This is a genomic window from Alcanivorax sp., assembly GCF_040119285.1.
Lineage (GTDB): Bacteria > Pseudomonadota > Gammaproteobacteria > Pseudomonadales > Alcanivoracaceae > Alcanivorax.
This window is the reverse complement of the sequence record NZ_JBEDTY010000025.1, coordinates 1-23,155: the sequence shown is the minus strand read 5'-3', so window position 1 is coordinate 23,155 and position 23,155 is coordinate 1. Positions and strand designations below refer to the sequence as shown.

23 protein-coding genes are annotated in these 23,155 nt (G+C 57.5%); 12 read left to right on the top strand and 11 right to left on the bottom strand.

The window, feature by feature from the left end:
* Positions 1 to 37: 37 nt before the first annotated feature.
* Positions 38 to 952 carry a tRNA glutamyl-Q(34) synthetase GluQRS gene (gluQRS, locus tag ABNH10_RS06645; protein ID WP_349385193.1) on the bottom strand — a complete coding sequence of 305 codons (915 nt, stop codon included), beginning with the start codon at positions 950 to 952 and terminating at the stop codon, positions 38 to 40.
* Positions 953 to 1,087: 135 nt separating this feature from the next.
* Entirely contained in the window at positions 1,088 to 1,450 is a 363-nt protein-coding gene (gene dksA / locus ABNH10_RS06640; RefSeq protein ID WP_349385205.1) for an RNA polymerase-binding protein DksA, read from the bottom strand.
* 859 nt (positions 1,451 to 2,309) lie between these two features.
* Between dksA and ABNH10_RS06635 the strand changes: the two genes are divergently transcribed.
* Complete coding sequence (locus ABNH10_RS06635) at positions 2,310 to 3,485, top strand: aminotransferase class I/II-fold pyridoxal phosphate-dependent enzyme (protein WP_502877117.1); 1,176 nt, start codon at positions 2,310 to 2,312, stop codon at positions 3,483 to 3,485.
* Complete coding sequence (sfsA, locus tag ABNH10_RS06630) at positions 3,482 to 4,201, top strand: DNA/RNA nuclease SfsA (RefSeq protein WP_046961643.1); 720 nt, start codon at positions 3,482 to 3,484, stop codon at positions 4,199 to 4,201. The genes ABNH10_RS06635 and sfsA overlap by 4 nt, the downstream gene beginning before the upstream one ends.
* 102 nt (positions 4,202 to 4,303) lie before the next feature.
* Here sfsA and ABNH10_RS06625 read toward each other — a convergent pair whose 3' ends face one another.
* The 3 genes from ABNH10_RS06625 to ABNH10_RS06615 form a co-directional block, all read right to left on the bottom strand.
* Positions 4,304 to 5,269 carry a serine/threonine protein kinase gene (locus tag ABNH10_RS06625; RefSeq protein WP_046961644.1) on the bottom strand — a complete coding sequence of 322 codons (966 nt, stop codon included), beginning with the start codon at positions 5,267 to 5,269 and terminating at the stop codon, positions 4,304 to 4,306.
* Between the two features lie 80 nt (positions 5,270 to 5,349).
* Positions 5,350 to 5,682 carry a Rieske (2Fe-2S) protein gene (locus ABNH10_RS06620; RefSeq protein ID WP_011587644.1) on the bottom strand — a complete coding sequence of 111 codons (333 nt, stop codon included), beginning with the start codon at positions 5,680 to 5,682 and terminating at the stop codon, positions 5,350 to 5,352.
* 100 nt (positions 5,683 to 5,782) lie between these two features.
* Complete coding sequence (locus ABNH10_RS06615; RefSeq protein WP_349385191.1) at positions 5,783 to 6,787, bottom strand: adenosine kinase; 1,005 nt, start codon at positions 6,785 to 6,787, stop codon at positions 5,783 to 5,785.
* Positions 6,788 to 6,942: 155 nt separating this feature from the next.
* Here ABNH10_RS06615 and mrcB point away from each other — a divergent pair, with 155 nt between their 5' ends.
* The 3 genes from mrcB to ybaK all read left to right on the top strand — a co-directional run bounded on the left by mrcB (position 6,943) and on the right by ybaK (position 10,310).
* Positions 6,943 to 9,282, top strand: a complete 2,340-nt coding sequence (gene mrcB / locus ABNH10_RS06610; protein WP_349385190.1) for a penicillin-binding protein 1B — start codon at positions 6,943 to 6,945, stop codon at positions 9,280 to 9,282.
* 198 nt (positions 9,283 to 9,480) lie between these two features.
* Entirely contained in the window at positions 9,481 to 9,846 is a 366-nt protein-coding gene (locus ABNH10_RS06605) for a tetratricopeptide repeat protein (RefSeq protein ID WP_349385189.1), read from the top strand.
* The gene (ybaK, locus tag ABNH10_RS06600) at positions 9,843 to 10,310 is read left to right on the top strand and encodes a Cys-tRNA(Pro) deacylase (protein ID WP_035459380.1); all 468 of its coding nucleotides are present in this window, start codon (positions 9,843 to 9,845) and stop codon (positions 10,308 to 10,310) included. Before ABNH10_RS06605 ends, ybaK begins: the two co-directional genes overlap by 4 nt.
* A 185-nt stretch (positions 10,311 to 10,495) precedes the next feature.
* On the opposite strand, the gene hemL is transcribed toward ybaK, so the two are convergent.
* The 4 genes from hemL to hemJ form a co-directional block, all read right to left on the bottom strand.
* A complete protein-coding gene (gene hemL, locus ABNH10_RS06595) occupies positions 10,496 to 11,776 on the bottom strand; it encodes a glutamate-1-semialdehyde 2,1-aminomutase (protein ID WP_035459379.1) in 1,281 nt (426 codons plus the stop codon).
* Between the two features lie 24 nt (positions 11,777 to 11,800).
* Positions 11,801 to 12,454, bottom strand: a complete 654-nt coding sequence (gene thiE, locus ABNH10_RS06590; protein ID WP_349385188.1) for a thiamine phosphate synthase — start codon at positions 12,452 to 12,454, stop codon at positions 11,801 to 11,803.
* 7 nt (positions 12,455 to 12,461) lie between these two features.
* A complete protein-coding gene (gene thiD / locus ABNH10_RS06585; protein ID WP_349385187.1) occupies positions 12,462 to 13,223 on the bottom strand; it encodes a bifunctional hydroxymethylpyrimidine kinase/phosphomethylpyrimidine kinase in 762 nt (253 codons plus the stop codon).
* 78 nt (positions 13,224 to 13,301) lie between these two features.
* The gene (hemJ, locus tag ABNH10_RS06580) at positions 13,302 to 13,745 is read right to left on the bottom strand and encodes a protoporphyrinogen oxidase HemJ (RefSeq protein ID WP_349385186.1); all 444 of its coding nucleotides are present in this window, start codon (positions 13,743 to 13,745) and stop codon (positions 13,302 to 13,304) included.
* A 115-nt stretch (positions 13,746 to 13,860) separates the two neighbouring features.
* On the opposite strand from hemJ, the gene ABNH10_RS06575 reads away from it, so the two are divergent.
* From ABNH10_RS06575 to ABNH10_RS06550, 6 genes are all read left to right on the top strand, one after another.
* Positions 13,861 to 15,291, top strand: coding sequence for a chloride channel protein (locus ABNH10_RS06575; protein ID WP_349385185.1), 1,431 nt, complete (start codon positions 13,861 to 13,863; stop codon positions 15,289 to 15,291).
* Positions 15,292 to 15,402: 111 nt separating this feature from the next.
* On the top strand, positions 15,403 to 16,473 hold the full coding sequence (gene argC, locus ABNH10_RS06570) for an N-acetyl-gamma-glutamyl-phosphate reductase (protein WP_349385184.1): 1,071 nt from the start codon (positions 15,403 to 15,405) through the stop codon (positions 16,471 to 16,473).
* 2 nt (positions 16,474 to 16,475) lie between these two features.
* On the top strand, positions 16,476 to 17,204 hold the full coding sequence (locus ABNH10_RS06565) for a DUF6776 family protein (RefSeq protein ID WP_349385183.1): 729 nt from the start codon (positions 16,476 to 16,478) through the stop codon (positions 17,202 to 17,204).
* A gap of 9 nt (positions 17,205 to 17,213) precedes the next feature.
* Positions 17,214 to 17,705, top strand: coding sequence for a bactofilin family protein (locus ABNH10_RS06560; protein ID WP_349385182.1), 492 nt, complete (start codon positions 17,214 to 17,216; stop codon positions 17,703 to 17,705).
* A 96-nt stretch (positions 17,706 to 17,801) separates the two neighbouring features.
* Positions 17,802 to 18,140 carry an iron-sulfur cluster insertion protein ErpA gene (erpA, locus tag ABNH10_RS06555; protein WP_502877116.1) on the top strand — a complete coding sequence of 113 codons (339 nt, stop codon included), beginning with the start codon at positions 17,802 to 17,804 and terminating at the stop codon, positions 18,138 to 18,140.
* Positions 18,141 to 18,402: 262 nt separating this feature from the next.
* Positions 18,403 to 18,936, top strand: a complete 534-nt coding sequence (locus ABNH10_RS06550) for a phosphatase PAP2 family protein (protein ID WP_349385180.1) — start codon at positions 18,403 to 18,405, stop codon at positions 18,934 to 18,936.
* A gap of 154 nt (positions 18,937 to 19,090) precedes the next feature.
* Here the strand turns inward: ABNH10_RS06550 and ABNH10_RS06545 are convergent, their stop codons facing one another.
* Together ABNH10_RS06545 and ABNH10_RS06540 are read right to left on the bottom strand one after the other, a co-directional pair.
* Positions 19,091 to 20,194, bottom strand: coding sequence for an anhydro-N-acetylmuramic acid kinase (locus ABNH10_RS06545; RefSeq protein WP_349385179.1), 1,104 nt, complete (start codon positions 20,192 to 20,194; stop codon positions 19,091 to 19,093).
* Positions 20,184 to 21,509 carry an OapA family protein gene (locus tag ABNH10_RS06540; RefSeq protein ID WP_349385178.1) on the bottom strand — a complete coding sequence of 442 codons (1,326 nt, stop codon included), beginning with the start codon at positions 21,507 to 21,509 and terminating at the stop codon, positions 20,184 to 20,186. The genes ABNH10_RS06545 and ABNH10_RS06540 overlap by 11 nt, the downstream gene beginning before the upstream one ends.
* Before the next feature lie 155 nt (positions 21,510 to 21,664).
* On the opposite strand from ABNH10_RS06540, the gene tyrS reads away from it, so the two are divergent.
* A complete protein-coding gene (tyrS, locus tag ABNH10_RS06535; protein WP_349385177.1) occupies positions 21,665 to 22,864 on the top strand; it encodes a tyrosine--tRNA ligase in 1,200 nt (399 codons plus the stop codon).
* Positions 22,865 to 23,155 lie beyond the last annotated feature (291 nt).

Below are 23,155 nucleotides of genomic sequence, written 5' to 3'. Positions count from 1 at the left end.
GCGTTGCAAGGAAGCCTCAATGATTTATGGCACGGGTCTAGGTTGGTCGGGGAGGAAGCTCAAAGGTATCTTGGATGTTGAAATCATCGGGTAATGGCTGCTGGTGGCCGGGGGGCCAATGGTGTTCAGGATAATGGGTTGTCGCCCACGCGAGTAAGGCTGCGGGGCTTGCGCCATGCAAACCAGCAGGTGGTTGCAGGCCCATGCAGCTCAAGGCGGCGGTGAGTAGCTGGCTGGCGCGATTTGGGTCCAGAGCGTTACTGCCTGCAGATTTGGAAAGTTTTACATTGCGACCGCTGGAGACCACAGGCAAATGCGCATAGTCGGGTATAGGGCGCTCAAGGCATTCCAATAGCCAGCGCTGGCGCAGGGTTGAGCCAAGCAGATCGGCACCACGTAATACATGGGTAATCCTCTCATCGGCATCGTCCAGCGCGCAGGCGAGCTGATAGCCGAACAGGCCATCCCGACGGCGGATGACGAAGGCACCACCATCACAGTGGAGGTTGTTGCAGACTTGGCCTTGAATATTGTCTGAGTAACAAAGTTGCCGGTCGGCGACATGCAGGCGTACAGCGGTATCATTATCAGCGGCCACGGCCGCGCTGATGCCGGGGTGGCAATGGTTCAGGCTGGCGAGCTCTTTGCGGGTCATGCGGCAATGAAAGGCATGGCCGTTATCGACTAATTGTGTCACCGCCGCTTGGTAGACGTCGTTACGTTGGCTCTGGTAACGGACGCTTTCATCCCAGTGCAGCCCGAAGGCCTCCAGTTGCTTCAGAATTTGATCAGCTGCGCCGGGCACTTCCCGTGGCGGATCCAGATCATCAATGCGTACCAGCCACACTCCGCCACGGGAACGCGCCTCCAGCCAGCTGGCCAGTGCGGCTACCAGTGAACCGAAGTGCAGTGGGCCAGAGGGGGTTGGGGCAAAACGTCCTCGATACAACATGATAGCCTCAAGCTACAAACTACAAGTAGAACACCCGTTATTTAGAAACGTGGAGGCCGCATACCAAATTGAGGCGCGGCTCCAGTGTGGGGCTCGACTTGAAGTTATACGCGTTGCCGCTTGAAACTTGAGGGTTTATCCCGCCACTTGCCGTTCTTTGATTTCGGCCAGTTCTTTGCAATCGATGCACATCTCTGCGGTGGGTCGAGCTTCCAAGCGGCGGATGCCGATTTCTATGCCACAGGCTTCGCAGAAGCCATAGTCGTCCTTGCCCACGAGATCGAGAGTTTTTTCGATTTTCTTGAGCAGCTTGCGCTCACGGTCGCGGGTGCGTAACTCTAAGGCGAACTCTTCTTCCTGGGTGGCGCGATCCGCCGGGTCGGGCAGGTTGGCTTGCTCGTCCTGCAGGTGGTGCATGGTGCGGTCCGCTTCTTCCATTAGCTCCTGGCGCCAAGCCAGCAGAATGTTACGGAAGTGGTCGCGTTGTGTTTCGTTCATGTATTCCTCATCAGGGCCGGGCTGGTAAGGCGTGAAGCCGTGAACCTGAGCCTGTGATGCGGAGGAGCTGGTGGTTTTCTTTTTCACTTTCGGATTTACCTGAGCAGAAGAGGGGGAACGGCTCGGCGAAGTCCTTTTGCCGGTAGTTGCTGTCCGTGCAGAACCCGCGTGTGCGGCTGTTTTTGTAGCAGCAGCTCGGGCGGCTGCGGTGGCCTTGCCTGAGGCCGGTAATTTTGTTCTCGGTGCCGCGGGAGATGCCTTTTTAGTGGTGGCTTTTTTCGCGGCCGCCTTGGGCGCCGGTTTAGTTTTAGTCTGAGCTTTGCTAGCTTGGGCTTTTACGGGAGCCTTTGTGATAGCGGGTTTCTGGGTGGCCGCTTTCTTAGGGGCGGCCGAGGCTGCTTTGCTGGCCGTTTTTTTGGCAGCAGATTTCTTTGCAACGGCTTTTTTGGCCGTGGGTTTGGTTGCCGCTTTTTTGACTGCGGGTTTCGTCGCTGGGGCTTTCTTGACAGCCGCCTTCTTAGGGGCCTTTTTCTTGCCGGTGGCCATTTTAATTAACTCCCTTAGCATCTTCGCGACTCTCTATCGGTAACCCGCAATCCTTGGGTGCCAGCCTGATATCGTCAAGGCCAGTCATGATGTAATCTTCGACCTTACCCCGTCAGAGCAAGGGTTGTCACCAATCCGGGGGCCGCTGAACATTTTCTGGCCGCTGTTGGTGAAAATCTGGCCGATTATAGCCATGCGGGCGCAACAGGAAAGAGGAATCTTTTCACAGAACGCTCTTTCCTGTGTTTTTGCCCTGCTGTGCCGTATCGGGATGTTGCTTTCCGGCACCGTTAGTCACGTATTTTCAGGGAGTATGACCATGACACCGAGCCTGTCTGAATTCGCTCGGCACATTCCGCCTTTTCATGTGATGGCCTTGCTGGAGCGGGCACAAGCACTGTCGGCTCAAGGACATGACGTGATTCACTTGGAAGTGGGGGAGCCGGATTTCACTACCCCTGAGCCGGTGCTGGCAGCCATTCAGGACGCGGTAACGCACGGGTGCACCGGCTATACCCCTGCCGCTGGCTTGCCGGCACTGCGTGAGGCGATTGCGGACGATTACCGGAAGCGCTTTGGGGCTCAAGTCAGCCCGGCGCAGGTGGTCGTGACGCCAGGGGCGTCGGGGGCTCTACAGTTGGCGCTGGCGGCATTGCTCAATCCGGGGGACGGTGTGCTGCTGACCGATCCTGGTTACCCCTGTAACCGACAGTTCGTGCGCCTGGTGGGTGGCGAACCGCAGCCGGTGGTACTGCAGGCCGGCAACCATTTCAATGTGGACTCCGAAGCGTTTATGGCGCAGTGGCAAGCCAATACTCGAGTGGCCATGGTGGCTAGCCCGGATAATCCCACCGGTAATATGGTGCCGGCGGAGGTTTTGCAGCAGCTGGCGCAGGGCGCGCAAGAAAAAGGCGGCATTTTGTTGGTGGACGAAATCTACCAGGGTCTGTGTTACACCCAGCCAGCGTCATCGGTGCTGGCTGGTTCGGCTCCTGTGTTGGTGATCAATAGTTTCAGCAAATATTTCTGCATGACGGGCTGGCGGTTAGGTTGGTTGGTGGCCCCGGAGCCGCTGGTGCCGGCCATTGAGCGGCTGGCTCAGAACCTGTTTCTTGCGCCCTCTACACCGGCCCAGTATGGGGCGTTGGCTGCACTGCAGGAACCGACCCTGACCATTTTGGAGCAACGACATCAATTATTGGCGCGCCGCCGCCAGTGTCTACTCAATGGTTTGGCACATTTGAAATTGCCGGTGGTGTCGCGGGCGGATGGTGCTTTCTATGTGTACGTGGATGTGAGTGATTACACCGACGACAGTTTTGCTTTCTGTGCGAACCTGCTGGAAAAGGCCAAGGTGGCTATGACCCCTGGGTTGGATTTTGGTCAAGGTCATGATCACCGGCATTTTGTGCGGTTGGCCTACACTTGCAGCGAGGCGCGGCTAACAGAGGCATTGCGTCGGCTGGAACAGTATCTGGAGTCCCTGTGAAGTTTGATCCCCCGCTGGAAACCGTAACGCTATTGCGGCGCTACAAACGGTTTATGGCAGATGTGGTTCGCGCCGATGGCAGCGAAATTACCGTGCACTGCCCGAACACCGGCTCCATGAAAAATTGTGTGTTGGGCGGGCCACAGCAGGCGCTGATTTCGGATAGTGGCAATCCGAAACGCAAATATCGCCACACCCTGGAAGCCTTGCAGGTGGCTCACGGTCACTGGGCCGGGGTCAATACCGCCCGCCCCAATGCGTTGGTGGAAGAAGCGGTGCGGGCCGGACAGTTCCCCATGCTGGATCCAACCAGTGGCGTGGAGCGGGAGGTGAAATACGGGGACAGTCGCTTTGACCTGGCGCTGGGCGAGCGGGCCGACCCACATACCTTTATTGAAGTGAAAAACGTCACCCTGGGTCCGGGGCCAGATGACAAGGATGACGGCGTCATCGCTTTTCCGGATTCGGTCACCGAGCGGGGCCAGAAGCACTTGCAGACGCTGATGGATGTGGTCGCGTCGGGAAAACGCGCGGTGTTGTTCTTTTGCGTTCAGCACAGTGGCGCCACGGCGGCGCGACCGGCGGATGAGATCGATGCCCGCTATGGACAGTTGTTGCGCGAGGCGATAGAGAATGGCGTGGAGGTGCTGGCCTGGAAGAGCGAGGTGTCGGCGCAGTGCTTCAGGCTAAAAGAGCCGTTGCCCCTTGATTTGTAGGGCTTATTTAATGCCCATTGCGCCGGATGTGGGATGCCGCTTCTGTGGCTCGGTGCTGTGCCCTTGGGGAAATGGGGCCTGCAAGTAAAGGGCTGGCGTTGATTAGGGGAGGTCCTGTAGTTGCTGCTGCAACAGGGTCACTTGATTACCCCAGTAGTTCATCGATTCGAACCACGGGAAGGCGGGGGGGAAGGCCGGGTCGTCCCAGCGTTTGGCCAGCCAAGCGTCGTAGTTGATAATGCGGCGAAGACGCAGCGGGTCGATTAGGCGGGTCTGATTCCAGGGGAACGGCAGGAAAGTGTCGTAGCCGCGAGCAAGGACCCGAAGCTGGTGCTGCTGCTCATCGTTATCGCCGGAGAGCAGCATCCAGATGTCTTGCATGGCAGGGGCTCGTAGGCTGTCGTCCAGATCCACAAAGTGGGGGCCGCCCTGATTGTCGGCGTTGGGCCGCCAGAGGATGTTGCCGGTGTGGCAGTCGCCATGCACGTTCAGTAGCGGGAACGCACTTTCGTTTAATTGTTGCGCCACCTTTTCCAGTATCTGGCCGGTTACGTCCCGGTATTGGCCGCGGTAGTTCAGGTCCACTACGTCGTCGCAAAGGAAGGTGCTGGCGGTACGGATGTCGTCGACGATCTGCAGGGTGGGACGCATCGTGTAGGGGCGGTCACTGCCGCAGGCATGCCAGCGGGCCAAGGTGCGACCCAGTTGCTCCAAGTGATCGTCGTTGGCCAGTTCCGGTGCGTGGCCGCCAGCGCGGCGAAAGACCGCAAAAGAAAAATCATCGCAGTGGAACAGGCTGGTGCCACCCTTCTCTATGGGGGCTACCACTGGCAAATCCCGTTCCGCCAAGAACAAACTAAAGGCATGTTCTTCGAGAATTTGTTCATCGCTCCAGCGCTGTGGACGGTAAAACTTTACAATCACCGGAGGGCCGTCTTCCTGTCCCACCTGATACACCCGGTTTTCAAAACTGTTCAGTTGCAGCAGGCGGCCGTCGCTGAGGAAGCCGGCGGCATCTACGGCATCCAGCATGTAATCGGGGGTCAGGTTATCGAAGGGATGAGACATGGACGGCCTATGTGATCAACAAGTAAGGAAGACGCTGTTGCGGTATTGGCCTCTGGCGTCAGGTTTGAGCATTCGGCTTACTACGCCGGCTGCGGCACTTCTCCGAGCCAGATTTCCTCGCCCCGCACTTCCAGTGGCACCGGGATCAGTTTGTCGCCACTACAGGGGCCAGACAAGCAGTTGCCGGTTTCCACTTCGAACAGGGCGCCGTGGTTGGCGCACATGATGAACTGGCTGTCGCTGTCCATAAACTCATCGGGCATGAAGTTCAGCTCAATGCCCAGATGCGGGCACCAGTTGAGGTAGGCATGGACTTGCCCGTCGAACTTTGCCACTAAAACGGGTTGGCCATCTTTCTGATATTCCCGTGCGCTTTCGTGTTCAATGTCGTTGATGTTGCAAATGTGTTCCATGGTTCGGAGCTTTCCGTAATGCTGTTCGGTGGAAATGTTTACAGGCTATCTGTCGTAGAAAAAAGACGGAGATTGGCGAGCGCCAATTTCCGTCTTAGGACTATTCGCCTAGCGTGGCTTTGCGAAGCTGCAGGTGAACCTCTGCCGGCAAGCGCGGGCCAAATTCGCTGACGAGACGCGCAGAGGCGGCTGAGGCCAATTTCCCTGCGGCGACAAAGTCATGGCCGTGGGTAATGGCATACAGGAAAGCGCCGGCAAACATGTCGCCGGCCCCGTTGGTATCGATGGCTTTTACCGGAACCGGATCAATCCGGTGTGTGTGTTCACCATCCCAAGCCAAGGCGCCCTCAGCGCCGAGGGTTATCACGGCGGAGCCGCAGCGTGATTTAAGCGCAGCCAAGGCAGTGTCTACATTATCGGTGCCAGTAAAGCTGGTGGCTTCGGCTTCGTTGCAAAACAACAAGTCTACGTGTTCGCCGAGCATTTCATTCAGGCCGTCTTTGAAAAACTGGACCATGGCCGGGTCGGAGAAGGTCAGTGAGGTTTTGACCCCGTGCTTTTCGGCCAGCTGGCGGAGTTTGATGGCGGCAGCCCGGGAGCTGTCGCCGCTGACCAAATAGCCTTCCAGGTACACATAGTGGCTGGCCGCGATGGCCGCCTCGTCCAGTTCTGCGTTGGAGACTTGGCTTGAAATGCCTAGGTGGGTGTTCATGGTGCGCTCGGCATCCGGGGTCAACATCACCAGGCATTTGCCGGAAACGCCGCTGTCTCGCGGCCCATTCATGTTGGTGTCCACGCCGGCGGTGGTTAGGTCATCGACAAATATGCTGCCGGTGGCATCGTCGGCCACTTTGCAGGCGTAGTAGCTATTACCGCCGAAATAGCGGGTGGCCACCACGGTGTTGCAGGCGGAGCCGCCGCTGGTTTGCTTGCGGGGTTCAGCTTCATCGGCGAGAGCTTCAAGCAGTTCTGCCTGGCGGGCTTCATCCACTAGCGTCATTAGGCCTTTGTCTACTTCCATACGCTGTAAGAAGGCGTCGCTGACCTCGATTTCCGTGTCTACCAGGGCATTACCGAGGGCGTAAACGTCATATTTCTTTGTCATGGAAGCTCCGAAGCGGATTGCAGGGGCGGCTATTATGGGCTGCCAGGCGCAGCATGCAAAATTTGTACGCTAAACGTGAGGCGTTTATCCCCCCGGGAACATATTTGTTCCTCCACACTCATAAAGTACCCACAATTTTCTCTATACTCCGGCCCATGGCGAAAAAAACGAAAAAGTCCCCCGCAAAATCGCGGCGGCAATCCAGTCGAAAAAAGAAACCCTCCTCCTCGCGCCGGCGTTGGTTCAGTTGGCCATTTATCGCGAAAGTGAGCCTGGTGTGTCTGGTTCTGGGGGCGGCCGGTTTGGCGTATTTGGATGCATTGGTGCGCGAACGGTTCGATTCACATGCCTGGCAATTGCCCGCACGGGTTTATGCTCGCCCGGTGGAATTGTATGAAGGCCGTGTGTTGTCCAAAGATGACATGCTCAAGTTGCTGGATTTGATGCGCTATCGGCGTGATACCCGAGCCAGCACGCCCGGTAGCTTTACGGTACAAGGCCATTCTCTGCTGATTCATACCCGTGGCTTTAACGACAGTGATGGTGGCGAGCAGTCAGAGCGTATCCGTTTGTCCTTGTCCGGTGGCCAAATTCGCAGTCTGGAAGCAGGAGGTGACCGCTTGGCCCGGCTGGAGCCGCTGCAAATTGGCAGTATTCACCCCCAGCACGCGGAAGATCGGGTGTTGGTGCCGCTGGATAAGGCGCCGCCGTTGCTGGTGGATATGCTGATTGCCACGGAAGACCGCAGTTTTTACGACCACCACGGGATTTCTTTGCGCGGACTGAGCCGCGCAATGCTGGCTAACATCAAGGCCGGTAGCTTAGTGCAGGGTGGCAGCACCTTAACGCAACAACTGGTCAAAAATTTCTGGCTCAGCTCCGATCGGACCCTGTCACGCAAGTTGATGGAAATGCCAATGGCCTTGCTGTTGGAGCTGCATTATAGCAAAGAGCAGATTCTCGAGGCTTATCTGAACGAGGTGTATCTCGGGCAGGATGGTGCCCGCGCTATTCATGGCATGGGGCTGGGTGCGCAGTTTCTGTTCGGCCGGCCGCTAACAGAACTGGAGCCTCATCAGCTGGCAACCTTGGTGGCGTTGCTCAAGGGCCCAAGCTGGTACGACCCACGTCGTCGCCCGGAACGAGCCATGGAGCGCCGCAATACGGTATTAAAAGTGGCCCGCGACGAAGGCGCCTTGTCTAATGCGGATTACGACAAGTTCAGCGCCAGGCCTCTGGAAGTGGTACCGCGGGGGGCGTCTGCACTGTATGCCTTTCCGGCGTTTATTGATCTGGTTCGCCGCCAGTTGGCGAGGGACTACCCGCCGGAAGTGCTCAGCGATGAAGGGTTGCATATTCACTCCACCCTGGATGTGTTGGCTCAGCTGGCAGCAGAAGGCTCGCTGACGGAACATCTGGATCACCGCGACCCTAAGCAAGCGAAAAAGCTCAACGGTGCAGTGGTGATAGTGGCCCCTGCTCAGGGTGACGTGCTGGCGTTGGTGAGCAACCGGGATTCACGACAGGCCGGCTTTAACCGGGCGCTGGATGCGCAACGGCCGATGGGCTCACTGGTCAAGCCGGCGGTGGTGTTATCCGCCGTCCAGAAACCGAAAACCTACTCTTTGGCTACGCTAGTGGAAGACGGCCCCATTCAGGTGAAATTGCCTAATGGGAGCGTGTGGTCGCCGCAAAACTTTGACAAGAAGGCCAAGGGCGCCATGCCCATGGTGGATGTGTTGGCGCTGTCCCGTAACCAGGCCACAGCCAGGCTGGGCCTGGATGTGGGGTTAGATAAGGTGGCCGATACCATGAAGACCTTGGGGGTGACACGAAACATTCCTCTGTACCCGAGTATTTTGCTGGGCAGCCTGGAGCTAACGCCGTTCGAGGTGGCGATGATGTATCAACCGCTGGCCACAGGCGGCTTTAGCACTCGATTACGCTCGATTACCGATGTGTTGGATAAGGATGGGCAGCCGTTAGCGCGCTATCCCGTTAGCACTGATGAAGTGGTGGACGCCGGGCCGGCGTTTATGACCCAGTGGGCCATGCAACAGGTAGTCGAAAAAGGCACTGCCCGGGCAGCCAGAGCGTCGTTGCCGGCGGACCTGAAAGTGGCCGGTAAAACCGGAACCAGTGACGATTTCCGCGATGCCTGGTTTGCCGGTTTCTCGGCCAATCATTTGGCGGTGGTTTGGGTCGGTCGCGATGACAATAAGAACGCGGGCATCACCGGTTCCAGTGGGGCTCTGCCCGTGTGGGCCAAATTGATGGGCAAGCTGCCCCAGCGCAGCCTGTCGCAAACGGCCCCTGCCAGTGTGGAATGGGTATGGATGAACGAGGACGGCCGCCGTGTTAGCGCAGAAGGCTGTGGCAATGCACGCCGTTACCCTATGCTGGTGGCATCCATTCCCGAAGATAGCGATGGTTGTGGCACAGTGAAGCAAACTGGTAAGGGCATCAAAGGGTGGTTCAAGGGGCTGTTTGATTAAGGGCCATGATTACTGTGGTTTGGGCGGGTTGCTAGCGGCCAGCACGATGCCGTTTAGACAGCCCTCTCAATTCAACCCGCGTTTAATACAATAGGGGGCAGAATGTTGTTTTTTCACAGGCTTGTTCGATTGTGTCTGCTGAGTGTGGTGATGGCAGGGTGTGCGGTGAAGCCCGTTATGCACGAGCCGCAGCAACCAATGAGCGCTAGCCAAGAACTGGAGGGCTCCCCGGCACTGAGCCTGTTAGCCAGTGCGGAACAGGCGAGGCAGCAAGGAAACCGCTCTCGGGCAGAACGGTATCTGGAGCGAGCGCTGAATATCGCCCCTGACTCATCTTGGCTATACAAGGAGTTGGCGGACTTGCGGCTCACTGAGGGTGATGCTCGCGGGGCAGAAGGTTTTGCTCTTAAAGCACTGCGGTTAGCGCCGGAGCATCCGGAGTATCAAGCCGGGTTGTGGGAGTTGGTGGCGACCGCGCGGGATCGACAGGGCAATGCGGGCGGAGCGAAAGCGGCTCGGGAGCGTGCGGCGGTATTGCGCGAACCGAAACCGCTTGAGGCATGACGCCGGCGGTAAACGCCGCTAAACGCGCCAAGGTGGCGTTTGGGCTGCATAGTTACGAGCACGATCCAAAAGCGCCAAGTTACGGGTTGGAAGCGGCGCAAGCATTGAGCTTGCCGGTGGAGCGGGTATTCAAAACGCTGCTAGCGTTAGTGGATGATGCCCCGGTGGTGGCCATGGTGCCGGTGGCCCATCAGTTGGATCTGAAGTGTTTGGCCCGCGCCCATGGGGGAAAGAAAGCCCAGATGTGTCCGGCGGACAAAGCCCAACGGCTAACCGGCTATGTGCTGGGTGGCATTAGCCCACTGGGGCAGAAGAAGCGTTTGCCGTTATATCTGGATAGCAGTGCTGCTGAGCAGGCGGAGATTTACATGAGCGCCGGTCGCCGTGGCTTAGAGATCGCCATGGCGCCGCGGGATTTGCTGGCGCTGACCGGCGGAAAAAGGGCGGCGCTCGTGCGCGACTAAGGATACCGCTATTAAAGGCGCCTGTAGGCGCGGCTCTGGAGGCGTGAACCTGCGCCTTGGCGAGGAAAGCCGTACCCGCTTCTCTGAGTAACGGGACAGGTTTCATTGCCTTCAGGCAACTTCCCGCTGCCGCGGATTTCATACCCTAAGCGTTGTTCCTACAGGTGATCCTGACTGCCCTGCGTTTAAATTTTCCCGAAGGCCTTGCGAGCGGCGGCGATGGTTGCGTCGATATCGTCATCACTGTGCGCAGCAGAGACAAAACCGGCTTCGAATGCGCTAGGGGCCAAGTAAATGCCTTGGTCCAGCATGGCGTGGAAGAAACGGTTGAAACGCTCGCTGTCGCAGGCCATGACTTCTGTAAAGCTGCTGATGCGATTTTGATCGGTGAAAAACAGCCCGAACATGGCACCGGCTTGTGCCGTGGTGAATGCCACTCCCACGGCATGGGCGGCCGCTGTCAGTCCTTCCAGCAATCGGCTAGTTTTTTCGGCCAAAGCTTGATGGAAACCGGGTTCGCTGATCAGGTTCAGGGTCGCGAGGCCCGCGGCCATGGCCACTGGATTGCCGGACAGGGTGCCCGCCTGATAGACCGGACCCAATGGCGCTAGATGCTCCATGATGGCTTGCTTGCCGCCGAAGGCGCCCACAGGCATGCCGCCGCCGACAATCTTGCCTAGGGTGGTCATATCCGGGGTGATGCCGTAATGGCCCTGGGCGCCGCCCAAGGCAACCCGGAAACCACTCATTACTTCGTCGAAAATCAGCACCGCGCCGTTGTCGTCACATTGCTGGCGAAGGGTCTGCAGGAAATTTTCAGTGGCTGGAACACAATTCATGTTACCGGCCACCGGCTCCACAATTACGGCGGCGATGTCATCGCCGTGTTCCTTGAAGGCTTGGGTGACGCTGGCGGCATCGTTGTAGTCCAGTACCAGGGTGTCGGCGGTCACCGCTTCCGGCACGCCGGGAGAGCCAGGAATAGCGATAGCGCCGGAGCCGGCTTTTACTAGCAGGCTGTCTACATGGCCGTGGTAGCACCCTTCAAACTTGATGATTTTGTTGCGCCCGGTATAACCGCGGGCCAGTCTAATGGCGCTCATGGTGGCTTCGGTGCCGGAATTGACCATGCGCACCATATCCATGGAGGGTACGAGCTCGCAGACCTTGTCGGCCATGGCCACTTCGGTGGCGGTGGGGGCGCCGAAACTCAAACCCTGCTCAACGGCTGCTTGCACGGCGGCGACTACATGGGGGTGATTATGGCCGAGGATCATGGGGCCCCAGGAGCCCACGTAATCGATGTATTTGTTGTCGTCTTCATCGAACAGGTGCGCGCCACGGGCGGAATGGAAAAACACCGGTGTGCCGCCTACGCTTTTGAATGCCCGCACCGGGGAATTAACGCCGCCGGGGATATGTTTCTGGGCCTGGCGGAAAAGCTGTTCAGAGTGCTTGCGGGGCATGGTGTGTCCTCTTGAATCAATTCGCTATGGGGCAGACCGGCTGGTCTGAAAGCAGGCACTGAGTTGGCGTGCTGCGGCTTCGATGGCATCCGTGTCGGTTTGTCCGAAGAGGGCGTGGATGACCGCCACGGACACGGCGCCAGCGTCGATCAGTTGCGGCGCATTATCCGGATTCACCCCGCCAATGGCTACCACGGGTTGATGAAACTGCTGGCACGCTTGGCGCAGTACGGCCAGCGAGGCCGGTGGCGCTAAGGGTTTGGTGTGTGAGCTAAAGAAGCGGCCCATGGCCAGGTAATCGGCGCCGGCTTCAGCGGCGCCGGCGGCCAACGCCAGATCGCCGTGGCAGGTGACGCCGATAATACGTGAGCCGCCCAGTTTATCGCGGGCGGCTTTGATGCCGCCATCACTCTGGCCGATGTGGACTCCGTCAGCGTTTACTCGGGCCGCTAGAGCGGGGTCGTCGTTGATGATAAACAGGGCATGGTACTGGTGGCACAGTTGGCGTAGCTGGGCGGCTCGGTATTCTCGCTGGGTGGGGCTGGCGGTTTTGTCCCGGTACTGCAACAGCTTGGCGCCGCCGCGCAGCGCCGCTTCGGCGGCGGGTAGCAGGTGCTCGTCTGGAGTCAGCACCGGGTCGGTGATGGCGTAGAGGCCGTGGAGACGATGGAGGGACATGGCAGGCTCAGGGTTGACGGTTGGGAATGTATTGTCCCTGTCCGGGCTGAAAGGCACTGCGCAAGAATTTGTCCACGTGGGCCTGGCCATTGGCCACGGCACTGTCCAGCGACTGGCCGTGGCCACGCAAACAGGCAATGGACGACGCCAGGGTGCAACCAGAGCCGTGGTAGCGGTGAGGTAATCGGTCCCAGTGCCATTGCTCTTCACCGGAGGCTGTGAACAGATGGTTGACTACCTGATCGGTATCGTCATGGGTGCCGGTGATTAGCGTAGCGCAGCCGCTACGCTGCACCAGGACTTGGCCGCAGTCACTGACGCGCTGTTGGCCGCTCAATACCTGCGCTTCCGGTAAATTGGGGGTCATCACGTCGCACAGTGGCGCCAAGGTGCCGAGCATTGCCTCGACAAGGGATTCCTGCGCTAAGCTGCCGCCGGCTTCTGCAGCCAGTACCGGATCGAAAATCACTGGAACATTGGGCAGCCGTTGGAGTAGCTGAGTGATGAAGTCGACGATGGCGATGGAGCCGGTCATGCCGATTTTTATCGCTTGATAGTCCATGTCGTCGAGTAGTGCGTCAGCTTGCTGTTGCAGTAGGTCTATTTCGGTGAGCCGGAAGCCCCGCACATTCTGGCTATTCTGAACGGTGAGCCCGGTGATCAGGGTAGAGGCGAAGCCGCCCAGTGCCTGAATGGCTTCAATGTCGGCATGGATGCCAGCCCCCCCGGAGGGATCGTGGCCGGCGATAACAAGAATGTTGGGTTTCATTGGAAGGCCTGATGTTAGTACTTGATGCTGGGCGGCGGCTTAGCGCAGGTACACAGGGCGCCCAGTACGAGGTGCGTCTTAGAATGGTTTCACTACCACTAGTATCACAATGGCGATGAGCAGAAAAACCGGGATTTCGTTGAAGATGCGGTAGAACTTGTCGCTTTTGGTGTTGGCATCAGCGGCGAATTTTTTCATGTAGGACAAGCAAACGTGGTGATAGCCAATCAGCAGGAACACCAGGGCTAGCTTGGCATGCATCCAGCCGCTGCCTTTATAGGCGTCGATATTGGCCATGAACATCCATAGCCCAAGAACCACAGTGACAATCATGCTGGGGTTCATGATGCCCCGGTAGAGTTTGCGTTCCATAATTTTAAAACGTTCGCGGCTCGGCTGATCGTCAGACATGGCGTGGTACACGAACAGGCGCGGCAGGTAGAAAATACCGGCAAACCAGCAAATCACGGCAATCAAGTGGAAGGCCTTGATCCAGAGAAAGTAGTCGAGCGCAAACTGCATGGGATTTCCCTTATGGGTGGCGGCATTGGAGAGATGTTTCCAGTGAGCGTACACTATACAGGCTTAACTCTTTTCTTTCCGGTCCACTTGCTGCCGTCTTACGTAAAGGAGCGCTGTGAATAAGCGGCCACGTCATAGTCGTTTGATGCGTTACTACCTGTTTCGCACTCGGCGTCTGAGTCGCCGCCAGCTGGGCTCTTGGCAGGACTGGAAGCTGCGTGCGGTGTTCTGGTCCGGCGCTGTCATGGTCGGTTTGCTGGTGGTGGCGTTTGCTTGGGTAGCAGAGTTGGCGTCCCACACTTTCACCCAAATTCATGCCCGTTCCCCATACTTGCCGGTGTTGATTACCCCGGTGGGCATGGTGGTTATTGTCTGGTTAATGAGGCAGCTGGGCACCGAGTCTCAGGGCAGTGGTATCCCCCAGGTGTTGGTGGTGCTCAAGCAGCGTTACCACTGGTTGCGCCCCGCCTTTCTGTCGTTACGCATGATCCTCAGTAAATTTGTGCTCACCTGCCTGGGGCTGCTGTGCGGAGCCAGTATTGGCCGCGAGGGTCCCAGTGTGCATATGGGCGCGGCGATGATGTATTCGGTGGGTCGGGTGGGGCGGCTTAATCAGAAGTACGTGGATAACTCCTTGATTGTGGCGGGTGGCGCGGCAGGTGTGTCGGCGGCGTTCAACGCGCCCTTGGCGGGGATTGTGTTCGCCATCGAGGAATTGTCTGGTTCTTTCGAGCAGCGCACCAGCGGCACACTGATTATGGCCATTATTCTTTCCGGTGTGGTGGTGCTGATGATAATGGGCCACTACAGTTTCTTCGGGCATCCAGACGGCGCGCTGGATATCACCCAGGACTGGGCGGCTATTGGCGTGACGGCGCTGGTGTGTGGGCTTCTGGGTGGATTCTTCAGCCGGTTGTTGATCAAGGGAAGCCAGTTTCTCTCTCCCTATGCCAAGGAGCACCCTTATCGTGTGGTTGTGCTGTGCGCGCTAGTGCTGGTCTTTCTTGGTTTGATCACCGGGGGGGCTACTTATGGTAGCGGCTATGAGCAAGCGTCTACCTTGCTTAGCGGTGAGCAGCCGGGTAACTGGACTTTTGCATTGGCGAAAATGTCCGCTACCTTGGTGTCCTATTTTACCGGGATCCCCGGTGGCCTGTTTTCCCCTAGCCTGGCTGCTGGCGCCGGTGTTGGTAACGTGGTGGGTGGTTTCTTTCCTGGCTCGTCGCTGGTAGGGGTAACGCTGGTGGCGATGGCAGCGTTTCTGGCCGGAGTGATACAGCGGCCGATTACCTCTTTTGTGATCGTGATGGAGTTGACCGGCAACCGCCACGATATCCTATTGCCGCTTATGGCGGGGGCGCTACTGTCGGCGGCGGTGGCTAAAATTGTCTGGCCTCGGCCGCTGTATGACTCTCTAGCTTATCGGCTCTCTGATGGTCAGGGTATGGCGCTGGAAAAGCCCCAGGACAAACCGGCGGAACGTGGCAACGAAAAAGCCGGGTCGATGGGCGGAGGGAAAGAGGCAGAGCGGCAATTGCCCGGGTGACCGTAACCGGGAAGGCGAGACGGTTATGGGGGGGGGGACTTCCTTGCCGCTGATCGATGGCGCCCCTATCATGCAGGGCTTCCTTTTATTGATGCAGTTCAGGAGTGGGATATGTCTTCTCAGCCAGCACAAGCCAGTGCACCGCTGAAAGTGGGTGTGGTCGGCGGTACCGGGTATACCGGGGTTGAGTTATTGCGCCTGTTGGTTAATCACCCCCATGCTGAACTGGATGTGATTACCTCTCGTGGTGAAGCCGGCGTGGCGGTGGCTGACCTGTTTCCGTCTCTGCGTGGCCGTACCGATCTGGTCTTCAGTGCGCCGGATGTAAAACGGCTGGCGGGCTGTGACGTGGTGTTCTTTGCTACACCCCATAATGTGGCTATGCGGATGATGCCCGAGTTGATGGATGCCGGTGTGCGGGTGGTGGATCTGTCAGCAGATTTCCGGCTGCGCGATCATGAGCTGTGGAGTGAATGGTACGGGGAACCCCATGCCTGCCCAGCGTTGTTGGCGGATGCGGTCTACGGCCTGCCGGAAGTGAACCGCGAAGCGATTCGTGAGGCTCGGCTAGTGGCCTGCGCCGGTTGTTATCCCACCTCGATCCAGCTGGGCTATTTGCCGTTGTTAGAAAACGGCTGGATCAAACCCGATCAGCTGATCGCTAACGCGGCCAGTGGCGCCAGTGGTGGCGGCAAAAGCGCCAAGGTACCGATGTTGCTGGCTGAGGCAGGAGAGAGCTACAAGGCCTATGGCGCCAGTGGCCACCGGCATTTGCCAGAGATCGAGCAAGGGCTGGCGGATATCGCCGGTGGCCCGGTAAGCACTACATTTGTGCCGCATCTTATTCCCATGATTCGTGGTATTCATGCCACCCTTTACGCTCAGCTCACCGCGTCGGCGCCTCCGCTGGAAGAAATTCAGGCAGCGTTTGAAGCCCGTTATGCCGATGAACCCTTTGTAGACGTGATGCCGCTGGGCAGCCACCCGGAGACGCGTTTCGTGAAAGGCGCCAATATGTGCCGGCTTGCGTTGCATCAGCCTAGGGAAGAGAACGTGATCGTCGTTTTGTCAGTGATTGATAACTTGGTGAAAGGGGCGTCCGGTCAAGCGGTGCAGGCCATGAATATCATGTTTGGCTTGGATGAGGGGGCGGGACTGGCAGTGGTTCCGCTGGCGCCGTAATTATGGCAAGGAAGCCAAAAAATCGCACGGGCATCGATGATGTGATGTTGGTGCCGGTGAGCCCTTCTCAGCAGAAAAAGCGGCGGCGGCTTTGGGCGCTGGTGTCGGTTGTGGTAGCGGTGTTGCTATTTTTGCTTGGCGGCTGGCTGGGCGCTGGCGGGGCTCTGGATGCCTCGGAATCCAATCGTCGGCTGCGCGGAGAGGTCACTATTCTGGATGCAGAGCTGGAAACTGCGCGTAATGAACTGGCGGTGTTCAGAGCAGATTCTGAATTGACCCTGGAGGCCCGCGAAGAAGTGCGCCAGGAGATCAAGGCGTTGCAGGATCAGGTGGCCGAGCTGGAAGAAGCGGTGCTGTTCTACAAGAATGTAATGGCGCCGGCAGGGGCTAACGGTGGATTGCAGATTGAAAAAATGACCGTGCAGCAGGATAACAATACGGATGAATATCAATATCGAGTGGTTCTGGTCCAATCAGGTGATAACCGGGGATACCTGTCCGGGAATATTAGCCTGCAACTGCACGGTGAAAAGAATGGCAAAGCGGTTATTGTTGGTGGACGCGATTGGCTTGAAGAGGGAAGCGAGACGCAATTCAGGTTTCGCTACTTCCAAGAGCTGAATGGCCGATTTAAGGTGCCCGAAGGGGTAGCGGTGCAGGCGGTGGATGTGGATGCTGAGAGCGGCGGCAGAAACCGTTACCAGACACAGAAAACCATAAAATGGCAGTAGGAGAGACGTGTGCTAGGCCGAGACAAAAAAACTGCAGTGACTACAGGGGCATCGTCCCAAGATTACCGTAACCATACCCTGATCGCGCCTAGCGCAACCGTTCGTGGTGATATTGAATTTTCCGGTGGCTTGCACATCCAGGGCACCGTGGAAGGCAATGTTAGCGTGGGCAAGGATGGCGGTCGCCTGGTGATCGGCGAAAGCGGTGTTGTGAAAGGCGAAATTCAAGTCGCCCAAGTGGTGATCAATGGGCGTGTGGAAGGGGATGTGCACGCCAATGAAAACTTGGAGTTGGCGGAAAAAGCGTCTGTGGAAGGCAACGTATATTACCGGATGATCGAAATGGTCATGGGGGCACGGGTGAATGGAAAGCTGGTGCGTCTGGATGACGAGCGTCGTAATTTACCGGGACCGGATGCCAACAAAATCGCCAAGCCGGAACAGGCAGATAAGCCAGCGGCCAAGGATGTGGCAGGCAAAACGGCCGCGGATAATTCTTGACTGTTTTGGTCGGGTACTGGAACATAATCAGCTCGCTCAGGCATTTCTCTGCCTGAGCGGACTTTTTCTGCCCAGATGCCAGCCAATAGCGAGAGTATGACCGAGTTAGCACCGATTTCATTTACCGATGCCGCCGCCGCCAAAGTCAAAGAGCTGCGTGACGACGAGGGAAACCCGAACCTGAAGCTACGGGTGTACATTACCGGTGGCGGATGCGCGGGGTTTTCCTATGGCTTCACTTTTGATGAAGCGGTAAACGAAGACGATACCTCGGTGGAGAAAGAAGGTGTCACCTTGTTGGTGGACGCCATGAGCATTCAGTACCTGGATGGCTCTCAGGTCGATTACGAAAAAGGCCTGATGGGCTCACGTTTTGTGGTCAGCAATCCTAATGCAGCTACTACCTGTGGTTGCGGGTCTTCTTTCTCCGTCTAGCCGCTGTTGAAACCTCCTTGGTTGCTCAGCCTTTTAGGCTGCTTCGCAATCTAGGTCAAACTCTTAAGTTGTTGTCTTTATCCATCAAAAAAACGTAACAAGTGCCTCCTGAGTGCACTTGGAGCGGTCCAATAGCCTGCCGTTTTTCCTGGGTCCCTTTGAGGTTTTGTGTGTCGCCTTTTGCGTGCCCCAGCCTTCTGCTGTCACAAAAAATTCACCGTTCAATCAACATTTTTTCGCTTTTCGGGTAGATACTGAACCCATGATGACGACAAAGCCGACATTTCAACGAATGACCGCCGCAGACACCCGGGCCATGTGCTGGTTGCTACAGCAACCACAGGCAGCCCGTCGGGCCCGTTTGGCGAGGATGGTTTCTCGCCTCGGCGATGGCCCGTTTTATGTGGCCCTGACTCTATGCATCTGGTGGATGGATCGCCTGGGGGGTAGTGAGTTTGCCCTGACCGCCATGGCGGCTTACGCACTAGAGGTTCCCTTGTTTGTTTTGCTGAAGCATCTCATCAAGCGGCCCCGGCCGGCGGATGCGCTGGAAAGCCTGTCGGCGTTTATTCAGCCGGCGGACCGTTTCAGCTTTCCCTCCGGCCACACCGCAGCGGCTTTTGTGATGGCTTCATTGCTTTGCGTGTTCTACCCACCGGCGATAGCTCTGGCCCTCGGTCTGGCGGTGATGGTGGGGCTGTCGAGGGTGCTGTTGGGGGTCCACTATCCCTCTGATATCTTTGCTGGAGCGGCGCTGGGCTTCGGTTGCGCGATGATTGCGCTCTGGCTGGTTTGAGGCTCAAGCTTCACGTCGCGGCGAGCCTGAAGCAGGGGCCGCCGATAGTGTGCTGAGCTACGCCTAGTCGTTGCCCGATTTGTAGGGTAGGCGCGGGAAACACTTGCAGGGAGTTATGTTTACGCTCTTACCTTTTGTGCTCCTTGTGGTTTGCTCACGGTAGGGTGATCTGTCCCAATATTGCCTCCCTTGATGCCCCGGTGACCACCGGTGCATTCCCTGGTTTATCTTCCATGCGCGCCCAGGCCAGCCAAGCAAAGGCGGCGGCTTCCACCCAGTCAGGCTCTAGCCCCTGTTCGGCGGTACTGGTGACCGAGGTGTTTAGCAACGTCTGGAGACGCTCCAACAAATGCCGGTTATGGGCGCCGCCGCCGCAGATCAACACCTGGTCCGGTTGGAAGTCTGCGAGCACGTCACTGATCGAGCGGGCAGTAAGTTCTGCCAGCGTGGACTGGACTGCGCTAGCGGTCAGGCGGTGATTAGCCAGTGTTCTGTTTAGCCAGTCAGGGCTGAAGTGCTCTCGGCCGGTGCTTTTCGGAGGCGGCAGGCGGAAATAGGGGTCGTTCAGCAAGCTGTTTAGCAGGGCCAAGTCGGGTTGGGTGCTGGCGGCCCAGTCGCCGTTGCGGTCATAGGGCTGTTGGTGGTGGTGCTGGACCCAGCTATCCATCAATACGTTGCCCGGGCCGGTATCAAAGCCTCCGATGAGGTGGTCATTTTCTAGCAGAGTCACATTGGCCATGCCGCCAATATTTACCACGGCGATGCGTTGATCGGGGCGAGCGAATAGCTGTCGGTGGAAGGGGGGTACCAGCGGGGCGCCTTGCCCCCCCAGGGCGATGTCTTTATTGCGGAAATTGCTGACCACCGGGATGTTGGTTTTGACTGCCAGAGTATCCGGGCAGCCCAGCTGTACGCTGAAGCCGGGTATCTGTGGGCGGTGGCGCACGGTCTGGCCGTGACAGCCGATGGCGTGAATTTCCTCAGGCGCAATGTCAGCCTGGGAGAGCAGGGCCTGGCAGGTGCTGGCATAATGCTGGGCCAATTGCAGGCTGGCGCTGCCGGCCCGGTCGATTTCGTTACCGCCGGGCTGGCACAGATCGAGAATTTCGCCACGCAGGCTTGCCGGGATGGGCTGGCTCAGGGTGCTGACAAGACTGAAATAGTTGTCACCAATGCTGGCCAGGACGGCATCAATCCCGTCCACGCTGGTGCCTGTCATCAAGCCGATAAACAGGGATGGCAGCGTCTTAGAAGACATCGCTGCTAGCCAAGGTGGAGGCTTCAGAGAATAGGGTCATCTGCGCCTTCAGTCGATTGGCGGCGATCAGGAACTCTGCTTTCTCGTTGTCGTTTATGCCGCGGGCCTTGGGTAACGGCACGGTTTGCGGGTTGCGGTGTACGCCGTTAATGCGGAACTCGTAATGAAGGTGTGGGCCGGTGGCTAGACCGGACGAGCCTACATAGCCAATCGTTTGTCCTTGGGTGACTCGTTTACCCACGCGAATCCCTTTGGCAAAGCTGCGCATATGAGCATACAAGGTGGAGTAGATCTGCCCATGTTTAAGAATGATGACGTTGCCATAGCCCCCTTTCACCCCAGCGAAGATGACTTTGCCGTCACCTGCGGCCTTGATGGGGGTGCCAGAAGGGGCGGCATAGTCGGTGCCCTTGTGGGCGCGAATGCGGTTCAGTACCGGGTGTTTGCGGCCAGGGTTAAAACGGGAGCTGATGCGAGAAAAGGCCACGGGGGTACGGATAAATTCCTTGCGCATGGAGGCGCCCTTGGTGTTCAGGTACTCCACGTCGCCAGACAGAGTTTCGTAGCGAAAGGCGGTGAGATGGCGGCCTTGATTCCAGAATTCGGCCATTAAGATATCGCCTTCGCCCACTTTTTCCCCGTCAAGATAGAGCTCTTCATAGAGAATGCGGAAGCGGTCGCCTTTGCGAATATCGAGAGCAAAATCCACATCCCAGGCAAACAGGTTGGCCAGTTGCATGGTGAGCCGGTCGGTGATGCCCGCTGCAGCCCCGGCCAAGAACAGGGAGCCGGTAATATCAGCGTGGGCGAAGCGGATCTGTTTCTGATATTCCCGTTGGCTCAGGCGCACATTCCAGCCGCTGTCCGTCAGTCGTGCGGTGAGAGTTTCAACTTTCGAGGGGTGGTAACGCACGCTGGTGAGAGCGCCACTGTCATCAACGCTGACCTCAAGCGTTTCTCCGGGGCGCAAGCGGGTGAGCCGTTTCAGCTTGTCATCACTTTTGAGTAACGCATGAACCTGCCCTGCTCCAATGCCTAGCGGGTGCAGTAACGAAGACAGGCTGTCCCCGGATTGCACGGTCAGCGTTTGCCACTGTGGCGTGGCTGGCGCCGGTTTGCTGGCGCGTTGGGGGCTCGGAGCAGGTGCTATGCGTTCCGGTAAACCGATGGGTTGGATGCGTTCCGAGGGGAGTTCGGTGCTGTCTGGACGAAAGGCGATCAAAATGACGCCGCCCAGCAATACCATGCTCAGCAGTAAGTGAGTGCGTGGGAACTGGCGCACCAGCCTGCCGGCAGCAAAGATAAGTTGTTTCATTGAGAGTCTGTGAGGGCCTGAGTTGGATAAATAGAGGCTGGCACGCCCGCGGGGCACAGCGAAAACTGACCTGCAAAGATACCTGCCTTCTCTGGCCGCGTTCAAGTGTTACAATGTCCCGCTTTCATTAATGTGTCCGAAACTTAGAGGTAGGCATGGCCACGGTGGATCAGCAATTGGCACTTATTACCCGCGGTGCGGATGAAATTATCCAGCAAGAAGAGCTGCGAGAAAAACTGGCATCGGGCCGGCCGTTACGAGTGAAAGCGGGCTTCGATCCCACCGCCCCGGATTTGCACCTGGGGCATACGGTATTGATCAACAAGCTGCGCCAATTCCAGGAGTTGGGGCATGAAGTGATCTTCCTGATTGGGGATTTCACTGGAATGATCGGTGACCCCACGGGTAAGAGCGCCACTCGGCCGCCACTCAGTCGAGAGGATGTACTGCGTAACGCGGAGACCTATAAAGAGCAGGTCTTCAAGATCCTTGATGAAAGCAAGACCCAAGTGGCCTTTAATTCCAGCTGGATGAACGAGGTCGGTGCGGCCGGCATGATTAAGCTGGCGGGTCAATACACGGTGGCACGGATGTTGGAGCGTGATGATTTCGACAAGCGCTATAAAAGCAATCAGCCCATCGCCATCCATGAGTTTCTCTATCCTCTGGTGCAGGGCTATGACTCCGTGGCGCTGGAGGCGGATGTGGAGCTGGGCGGGACGGATCAGAAGTTCAACCTGCTAATGGGGCGGACTCTGCAGAAGAGCTACGGTCAGGCGCCGCAGATCTGCCTGACCATGCCGATTCTGGAAGGGCTGGACGGCGTGCAAAAAATGTCTAAGTCGCTGGGTAACTATGTTGGAGTCAGTGACGCGCCGGGTGAGATGTACCGCAAGTTGCTCTCGCTTCCTGATAGTCTCACCTGGCGTTATTATGAGCTGCTCAGTAGCTGCTCTAATGAGCGCATTGAGGCATTGAAGGCTGAATCCGATACGCTGGGCTCGCCCCAGGAGGCCAAAAAAGCCTTTGCGTTGGAGATGGTAGAGCGGTTCCATGGTGCTGAGGCTGCGCAAGCGGCCCCCAAATCTGCGGGTAACCAGATTGCGCTGGGCCAGATACCGGACAATGTGCCGGAGGTTGAGGTGAGTCTGGGGGAGCAGGATAGTATTCATATCCTGCCGTTGCTCCGAGAGGCTGGCCTTGTGCAGAATGGCAAGGCCGCCAAAGATGTCTTTGGTCGCGGTGCTGTGTATCTGGATGGAGCTCAGATTAATGAAGAGCGGACGTTTTCTCGAGGTGACTGTCACGTGATTCAGGCAGGGAAGAAGAAGATTGCTCGCGTAACGATCAAATAGTAAGCTTTACTGTCTGCCTTCTGGACAGTGTAAGAGGGATTCAGGTGGCCAGCAGGTTTTTTTAAAAAAGTGCGAAAAAGGGTTTGACTCCCGGAGCGAACTCTCTAGAATGCGCACTCCTCGACGGGGCAACGACGCGAAGCAGCGCGGTGCCACGGGTGAGGCGCTCTTTAACAATCAGGCAAGCAAACGTGTGGGACCTGTTCGGGATGGGATCTTTAAGAGATTTCAGTTCTGAACGAGTCAACAAAGTTTTTGTTAATTCAGATGATGAACTGAGCATGTATTAAG